Consider the following 7,939-nt stretch of genomic DNA (forward strand, 5'->3'; position numbering starts at 1 on the left):
AAATCAGATACTGCCATTGAACCCAGACCGGACCGTTCCAGTAACCTTCAGGATTGTAGTAGATGTCATCAGCCGCCAACGAAGGAATTCCATAAACGCGCCAGAATTTATCAGTATCGGTCAACACCCGAACAAGTTCCTCGGCCTGCTCATCGGTTGCGCTCTTCGCCCACAGTGGAAGAAAACCAATAATCTCCTGCCGTTTCAGATCATCGGCAGAATTGAATGTAAAATCATGATCGGTCATATCAACATGATAAAAGAAACCGGTCTGCTCATCCCAGAAAGTATTGCTGATCGCATTCATGCGTTGGGCAGCTTCATTTGTCCAGTAGTTGTATTCGCTCGTATTTCCCAGTTCCAAAGCCATTTGGGCCAATGAATACGCCTCACTAACCAACATGACATTCAAATCCAGACCTTCGAAGTTGGCAGGCCATCCGACCTGATCCCATACTGCCACATATCCGTCGCGCAAACTTTCTAATACAGCGTGGGCGCCCCATTCACAGAGGCTGTCTTCATCGGCGTTCCGGTTATCCAGCCAGTATCGATAGAATTCTGACCCGGATTGATAGGCATCCCGCAGAAACAGTGTATCTCCCGTAATTCGGTAAATCTCCCAGTTTTCCCAACTGAACAGGGGAGCGGATGTTGTGTATTGACCAGCGTGGGGAATAGTTTCATTCAAATAGGGACCGGTTCGATAATTGATATACCCGTCCGCCCATTGCCGTTCCATATAAACGCGTTGGGAATTCATGGCGCTTTGTCCGTCCATAAAAGCGTAGGCGATCATTGCCAGGCTTTCGTGGAAAACCTGTCCGCCGTGTCCCCAGCCCCAGGTCGGTTCGCGCGAGAAAACATAATAATTGTAAGAGCATTCACCTTCCGGCGGCATCATACACTGCCGCATCAATGAAAAAGCGCTCCAGTACAGCATTTCGTACTCTTGGTTCGAAAATGTTAAATTCGGGATGTTGCTATAAATTTGTTCGGCGTCCTCCACAAAGGGCTGCAAATCAATGAACCTGAAATTTCTACATTCCGCGATCAGATCATTCAGATCGGATTCGGACTCGGCCACGCCTCTGATTATTCGCAGTTGAGAACTCCGACCTGATGGAATTGATAAGGATTTTTGCATAGCTGCTATTTTAATGTCAGCCCCGGGAATAGTATTGGGCAATCGGCTATTTAGAACATCGCTGAAAAAGTCGGAATCGGTCAAATGAGTATAAGCGCCAAAATCATCGGCTTCCGAATCGATAATATAAACGTTGATAAGATCTTCCTGATAAGGCACACCATGGGAGATTGTCCAGCCGTCCGGTCTCTCTTTATGCTGAAAAATAAAACCGTCATATCCAGGATCGATTATCGATACATCTGTAATCTCGTCCGTACGATGATAGAAAAATGGATAGACTGTTAACTCCGCATCGGAACCGCTCTCATTTATGATGATAATATCCTGTATCGCAATTCTTGAACTGTAAACATCAAAGAATATCTCAACGCGTATGCCTTCAAAAGGATAATAGTAATATTTAACTAGATCACTGTACGATGTTGTGATAATCGGTTCCGCAAAAAGCTCATTTAAGTAGTATCGGAACTCTCCATTCAGTGTAAACCCGATGCAGAGGCTTCCGCCATTGTCCGTTTCGAAATCAATCCCGTCCTGCAAATCGTACCATTTGAATACGTACCCTTCGTCAACAATGAATTCCGAACGGCTGAGCGGGGCAGCGTAAGTTGTATAGATCGGATCATCCTTTCCCGCTTCAAGATTGGATAGAAATGCCTGACTGTGCAACGTTCCGGTTAGAATCATCATTGCAGCGCAGGTAAAGCAATAGGAAAGTGGATTTTCCGTCATCTCCGATACCGTCCCCTCTTTATCATGTTTCGTTCAGAAGATGTTCTTCATACCGGCCCATGTACTATGGTTGAGAAAACAGGAGGGAACACCCTCAACAACGTTGAAGAGATTTCCGGTTACGCCCGGTGAGCCAACCCAATGCCCCTCGAACCCTGTGAAATCGGTCGGTAGATTCACTCTTCTCTTCCTCATGACAGGACGACAGCCCCGATCATGAATACTATAGCAGTACCGAATCGTGCTCGATCCATGAGAAGTCCATCTTTATCGCTCCCCAGGAGCCAAAACTCAAAATCATCCCTGAAGCAGTTCATGTAGAGTTACAGGTCAATGGTTATGTAAGCGTATCTGAGATTCTCGATCACCATCCAGGCACTGTCGGTGGCAGCCCACGGCACCCTGGGGCTTGATCTCCGGTCCGGTGGTGTCGGTGCTGGTGCAGGCTACCGAAATCAGTATCGCGGATACTATTGCAGAAGCCAGGATGAAGACTTTTCTTCTATTACTTCTCATGGGCTTAATCATTCCCATTCCCCCTGATCGAACCAGTGCTGTATGTACCAGTCATCCTCTGAGTCGGGTATGCATACGAACATGACCTGCCCAGACTCCAGCAGGGTGTCGTTCGGGAAGTAGATTTCCTTGGTCATGTCTCTGGTCACCGCTATGGATACTCCTGTAGTGTCGTCAGGCCATGTGTAGGCAACGCCACCTGACAACGAGAAGAAGATAGAGTCGGCATCGTTGAAAGCCGTCTCAGCGAAATCCAGTTCGATCTCCTCTCCCCAGTAAGTATCAGGGATACCGTCATCGTCGTAGTCGGCCCAATCCTCAGATAACAGGTGGTGTTGGAAGTCGTCCCGGAAGCAGCTTCTCAGCAGGGTCATGTCCCGGTTGTTCCAGGCGTTTTCCAGGTTCGCCAGGAGAATCTCCCACGGTTCGATGGTTATCTCCTGACCACCTGATCCGCAACCGGACATGAGCATTAAAAACGATATAGATATGAGCAGGGTTTTGGTCAGCCTTCTCATGATGTCTACCTTCCTCTCAGCCAGTGCGGATTACAGCAACTCCCTTCACGAAAGACCGGAAGCCGGTTCCGCACACTTGTGTCATGCACATCTGAAAGGATAAGTAACTCAGAGAAAACTCCTTTGGTTAGTTCGGCAGTAATGACTAAAGCACAATCTAACCTTATTCATGATACATAATGGGATCTCCGTCAAGCCATGCCAATTTTTTCCACTGTTCATCCTCATGAAATCATCGACAGGATATCATAATAAAGGTATGGTTGCGTAATGATAAAATGTGTCATCGAACTTATAAAAACTACTGGAGAATTATTAATGAAGACAATTTCATGGATGTTCTGTATTATATCTTTGCTCATAGTATCCATTGTGTCCGGGGAGGCATGTATACGCTATGACCACAGCAGAACCTGCACATCCTACCCCATAACGGATTTCTATTTTGGTCTTCCGGTCAGCCAGTCAGATAGCTTAATCATCCGCGATTTGGACATGTCTACCAGTCTTGGCTGGATGTTCGTTCTGAACGGAAGGTTCGACCTGGGACCGTCACTTTTCTACAGCGCCTACAGAAACGGTGGTTGGCATAGCCAGATGGGGTTCAGGGCAAATCTCAGATACCACCTGGATGACGACTTCCATCTCGATTTCTCTTCAGGACTGATCCTTACAGACAGTCCACCTCCCGATGGATTTGCCGGTTATACCGTAGAATTATCTGTCGGCTGGAAAGACTGGGTGGGTCTTTCCACCAGACTGGACTTTGTCGATAACTTCGAATCCGGTCACGATCAGGTGCTGCAGGTAGGTCTGCGTTTTGGCTCGTATGCGGGTATGGGTCTAACATCTGCGGGGATTATAGGTGGTGGAATAGCCTACATGACGAGCCAGTGGTAGGTCCCCGGATTATTGTGTGCCGAGAATTATGATTTCATCTTTATCAGGTGTCTTCTCACCGCTCTCGATTACATGCGAAGACATCTTGAGGGTTTCGATTACATCCTTAAGTTCCTGAACAAGAACTCTGTCGATTTTACTCTTTTTGAGGAAAAGCAGCAGCGGCAACTGAGCAATAGGAAAGTGGATTTTCCGTTATCTCCGATACCGTCCCCTCTTTATCATGTTTCGTTCAGAAGTTGTTCTTCATACCGGCCCATGTACTATGGTTTAGAACACAGGTGGGAACACCCTCAACAACGTTGAAGAGATTTCCGGTTACACCCGGCGAAACGCTGTAGAATAGGTTCGAAAGAATATCTGCCTTATCTTATCAGAACGAACCTGAGAGTCTCTTCCTGTTCGGAGTACCGCAGATATGCGGTGTAAACACCCGGTGAGCCGTTGAAATCGAAGGTGCTCTCGCCGTGCGCAAGCTGACCGTTATGCAGTACTTCCACCAGCCTTCCGGACAGATCGAAAACCTCAAGCAGTATCTGTTCCGGATTGGTGATGTTAACAGCCAGGGAAGCAGAGCCAATGGAAGGGTTGCCGGCAGCGCTTAGATGTTCGATCCGGGATTCTTCCGTGAACGGATCGTCTTCGATTCCTCCGAACACGGGTATCATCAGTTTACTTATATAGTACTCGTTGTCCTGCCCCTTGTAGCTCCAGTAGACATAACCGTCCGTACTCCATGCAAGACCCAGGGATTCTGATACGGGAACAGGGCAGGGCTCCTGGCCGTATTGCGTGTATGTACTACCGGCGTTGTGAAAGAAGAAGAACTCATGACCGAACCTGGTTGTAAGTATTATAGCGTATGGAGGACAGTCAAGTGTTGCAACTTCGTGCCCCATGAAACCACTGATCTCACCGGTCACCCCCGGCAGCCCATACGTATCATAGCTGGATCCGTCAGGCTTAATGCAGTAGAACTGGTAGGGGCTTGAAGCGGTTGCCTGGGATAGATCGTGGCAGAAATAATCATTGATATCCATACCTGTACCATCGGTTAACGCCGGATTGGGAAATTCGCTCCATGAGTCTGATCCATCGGAGTAGTAAATCATCGATGAAATGGAACTGTTGACGTAGTACACCTCCATGTTACAAGCTACTCCGAAGCCATCTGAACCTGCCGGGAGCTCAACCTCTCCCTGATATTCGCAGTTGTATGGGTTTGCCAGATAGAGTTTCCCGTCGGCACTACTTCGGATAACCAGGGTATTCGCATACCAGTCTATGGCTATATCCTGTATCTCTGAGGCGTAAGGTATCTGCCATGTGTCCTCAACAACGATCGGTATGTCCGGGAAGAAGGGAATCCGAACTTCAGCTTCGATCGTTCCGGAAAAACAGGGAAGAATAATGAGAAGAAAATTGAACATAATATCTCCTAACGATATAAGGTAAACATCCACAATTGATTATGAAGGTATCCGGATTGGTGGTCAAGCGCAGCTTCGAGTAATTTGATGGCACTGATCGGATCAGGAAATTGTCTTTCACATACATCATCAGTACACTGTCAGGCATTATCTGTCGTGTCCTGCTCGTTCTTTGATGCCCCTGCGACGTTACGGAATCAGTTACATAGCGTTGCTATGCGCCTTCTTCCGCGCCTTGCAGGAACACCAAATAACTTCGCAATCTCCCGACAACTAATACCTGATAGTGTACTAGCTCATTAACTTGACAAAACACAATCAGCACAAATAATCAACGTATGAATTGCGGAATCCATGAGCACAAGATATGCACAATCGTTCTAATCTGAGATGTAAGGAGTTAGTTCAATGGAAGAACGAAACGGTGAAAAACGGGACTACACAGATGATCTTATGCGCGGTCTCTTTATGATAATATTCTTCGTGGCAGCTCGATTTGTGGCTGTGCTGGTCGTGTTTATTGCCCTGTTTCAGTTTATCTGTACCCTGATTACCCGGAAGCCGAACGATAACGTGAAAGATTTCGGCAAAGATCTGAGCCTTTATGCAGCTGAGATCATTGAATTCCTGTCCTACAACACTGACAGAAAGCCGTGGCCATTTTCTCCGGGGTCCGAGGCGGAACCGGAGAATCCTGAACCTTCAGTGAAATAGAGCAGACAATAAGCTCCATTCTTCAGTCATATACTCTGCAAATTGAGTAAATTTACTCAAATAATTACTGCATAAGTTTGGTCACATCGGATTAGATATAAGAAAATTCCATCTCTTTCCATATAAGAGTCAGATACTGATAAAATTCTCAGTTCACTTTCTTATCTTATCACTACAATCTTACCGCTTGTTATCATATTACCATCAGTTGATTGTACAGCAAAAAGATATATACCGCTTGTAATCCCATCCAGATTCCACAGGTAAGTTGTTTCAATGTAACTAGCTGAATCATGCACCATTCTTCCGTTGATATCATAAATAGTAATACTGTCACCTATATTAAAATCACCAGAAAAGGTTACTGCATTCCCCCCTTGATAAGCTCTAAAAGACTTGGGAGGAGTGTCATTTTCTGCTTGATTTATTCCAACTGAACCAAGCAAAGAAAAATAGGTTGGTCCAATCCTGGTGCTGTTCATAACGATATCATCTACGTACAAGTTACTCCATGCGGACATATAATGGGTACCTGCTCCAGCTGATAAAATATCAATTGCTGTTCCGTTCATGGCATTACTGTAACTATCAGCAAACTTAACACTGCTATCGCTCAAGACTATTATGTAATACCAGTGTCCCGTTTCTAAGGGTTCAGGAATAAGGCTATCTGAAGATATCTTGACAACTTCTCCGGTCTCTCTTCCTTCTGCGTCTACCGTGATAATGTCTGTTGCGGGATTTGCTGTAAAAGCGAAACAATTCAGAAAATCATTTCCATAATCACATCTGTTTCCACCCCATACGAATTTATTGTATTTATGGTTAAATACATGGTTCTGTACAGGTGGCGGTGGATATAAAGGCCATTCCGGAGCGTCTTGAATTGTTACGATACTATTTAAAGTATCGTGTCCTGTTACATTTCCGAATTGATCGTATACCCATATCTCTGCCAGTCCATTTTGCTGGCCATGAGGATTACTTAATATGAAGTGATATTCAATACCGAACCATTCGTTTGACTCAATAAATTGTGTGTACTCTGCATCGTATGCAGTTTCCGTTGCTTCCTGATAATATGTATAACCATTACTATCACTACAAAATACATTGTAACGGCCATACAGCTTGTTTTGACAGCTGGAGCCAGTGATGAAGTTCATAATGATATCATTCAATCCATACACATGGCGTTGTTGAGGCGCATCCCTTGCTTCTTCCTGTTCCTCAACGGTACCCCAGTCAACAATATCCCTGAAACCTGTTGATATCTGCAGAGTCTTCAGATAAGGGAAATAAATAAATCCATCAGCATTGTAACGAAAGAATTTCTTGTAATACTTGTTCATAAAGAAGATATATATTTCTTCGTATCCATCGTCAGGACTATCACCGATACTAAAACCCAGGCGACTTGGTCCTCTGTTCCCGCCATAGTCAATACACAATGATTTCCCGTCATTACACCAGACATTCTCGCTCCCATGAAATCCTATCCATGTATTATTGTAGTCGTGGTGGGTATTCCAGTACGAATAGTATTCCCATATAGAGGGATCTCCGTTCAGCTTTACGGGCATATCTGATGGAGATGAGACACCTCCCCAGCCTGCCCCTGTCCAATCCTGTAACTGATCAAATGTTTCTGCATAATCAAAATTGTTATCCAATACTTGCTGCCATGTCTGGGCAGAAGCAACCTGACATATGATAAATAGCCCCACAATTACTGTTACAAGCTGAAGTTTAGCTTTGCATAATTTGCTGAACATCGAAACCCTCCTTAACATAAAGGAAATTAATTTTTCATTATATCATACTAAATGTCTTCATTTATGTAATTACTTCCCTAAGATGGTCCGTTGGAAGTAGTAGAGTCCTCCTGAGTGGTGTTCGAAGCCCTTGCCGATGAGTGCGGAAGCTGATGAGCAAGGATTTCTGATCTGCTAATAGAACAACCTGTTGAAAGTTCCGAT

The 7,939-nt window shown here is 45.2% G+C and carries 8 protein-coding genes; 2 read left to right on the forward strand and 6 right to left on the reverse strand.

Annotated elements, in window-relative coordinates; all coding sequences use genetic code 11:
- From K8S15_03970 to K8S15_03985, 4 genes are all read right to left on the reverse strand, one after another.
- Positions 1 to 1,882 (reverse strand): hypothetical protein (locus K8S15_03970; GenBank protein ID MCD4775191.1); only part of this gene is annotated, 1,882 nt, incomplete at its 3' end.
- Positions 1,883 to 1,915: 33 nt separating this feature from the next.
- Positions 1,916 to 2,062, reverse strand: coding sequence for a hypothetical protein (locus K8S15_03975; GenBank protein MCD4775192.1), 147 nt, complete (start codon positions 2,060 to 2,062; stop codon positions 1,916 to 1,918).
- Positions 2,063 to 2,212: 150 nt separating this feature from the next.
- Positions 2,213 to 2,410, reverse strand: a complete 198-nt coding sequence (locus K8S15_03980) for a hypothetical protein (GenBank protein ID MCD4775193.1) — start codon at positions 2,408 to 2,410, stop codon at positions 2,213 to 2,215.
- Positions 2,407 to 2,916: a hypothetical protein gene (locus K8S15_03985; GenBank protein MCD4775194.1), complete on the reverse strand. Its 510-nt coding sequence runs from the start codon at positions 2,914 to 2,916 to the stop codon at positions 2,407 to 2,409. The genes K8S15_03980 and K8S15_03985 overlap by 4 nt, the downstream gene beginning before the upstream one ends.
- 318 nt (positions 2,917 to 3,234) lie before the next feature.
- Here K8S15_03985 and K8S15_03990 point away from each other — a divergent pair, with 318 nt between their 5' ends.
- Positions 3,235 to 3,816, forward strand: coding sequence for a hypothetical protein (locus tag K8S15_03990; GenBank protein MCD4775195.1), 582 nt, complete (start codon positions 3,235 to 3,237; stop codon positions 3,814 to 3,816).
- Positions 3,817 to 4,181: 365 nt separating this feature from the next.
- Here the strand turns inward: K8S15_03990 and K8S15_03995 are convergent, their stop codons facing one another.
- Complete coding sequence (locus K8S15_03995) at positions 4,182 to 5,246, reverse strand: T9SS type A sorting domain-containing protein (GenBank protein ID MCD4775196.1); 1,065 nt, start codon at positions 5,244 to 5,246, stop codon at positions 4,182 to 4,184.
- A gap of 408 nt (positions 5,247 to 5,654) precedes the next feature.
- On the opposite strand from K8S15_03995, the gene K8S15_04000 reads away from it, so the two are divergent.
- Complete coding sequence (locus K8S15_04000; protein MCD4775197.1) at positions 5,655 to 5,960, forward strand: DUF4389 domain-containing protein; 306 nt, start codon at positions 5,655 to 5,657, stop codon at positions 5,958 to 5,960.
- Between the two features lie 161 nt (positions 5,961 to 6,121).
- Here the strand turns inward: K8S15_04000 and K8S15_04005 are convergent, their stop codons facing one another.
- The gene (locus K8S15_04005; protein MCD4775198.1) at positions 6,122 to 7,411 is read right to left on the reverse strand and encodes a T9SS type A sorting domain-containing protein; all 1,290 of its coding nucleotides are present in this window, start codon (positions 7,409 to 7,411) and stop codon (positions 6,122 to 6,124) included.
- Positions 7,412 to 7,939: the final 528 nt, after the last annotated feature.

This window comes from Candidatus Aegiribacteria sp. (assembly GCA_021108005.1).
Classification (GTDB): Bacteria; Fermentibacterota; Fermentibacteria; order Fermentibacterales; family JCC-6; genus Aegiribacteria.

Coding starts and splice junctions, on each gene's coding strand:
- K8S15_04000 (MCD4775197.1), top strand. CDS start 5,655: ATGGAAGAACGAAACGGTGAAAAACGGGACTACACAGATGATCTTATG.
- K8S15_03990 (MCD4775195.1), top strand. CDS start 3,235: ATGAAGACAATTTCATGGATGTTCTGTATTATATCTTTGCTCATAGTA.
- K8S15_03985 (MCD4775194.1), bottom strand. CDS start 2,916: ATGAGAAGGCTGACCAAAACCCTGCTCATATCTATATCGTTTTTAATG.
- K8S15_03995 (MCD4775196.1), bottom strand. CDS start 5,246: ATGTTCAATTTTCTTCTCATTATTCTTCCCTGTTTTTCCGGAACGATC.
- K8S15_03980 (MCD4775193.1), bottom strand. CDS start 2,410: ATGATTAAGCCCATGAGAAGTAATAGAAGAAAAGTCTTCATCCTGGCT.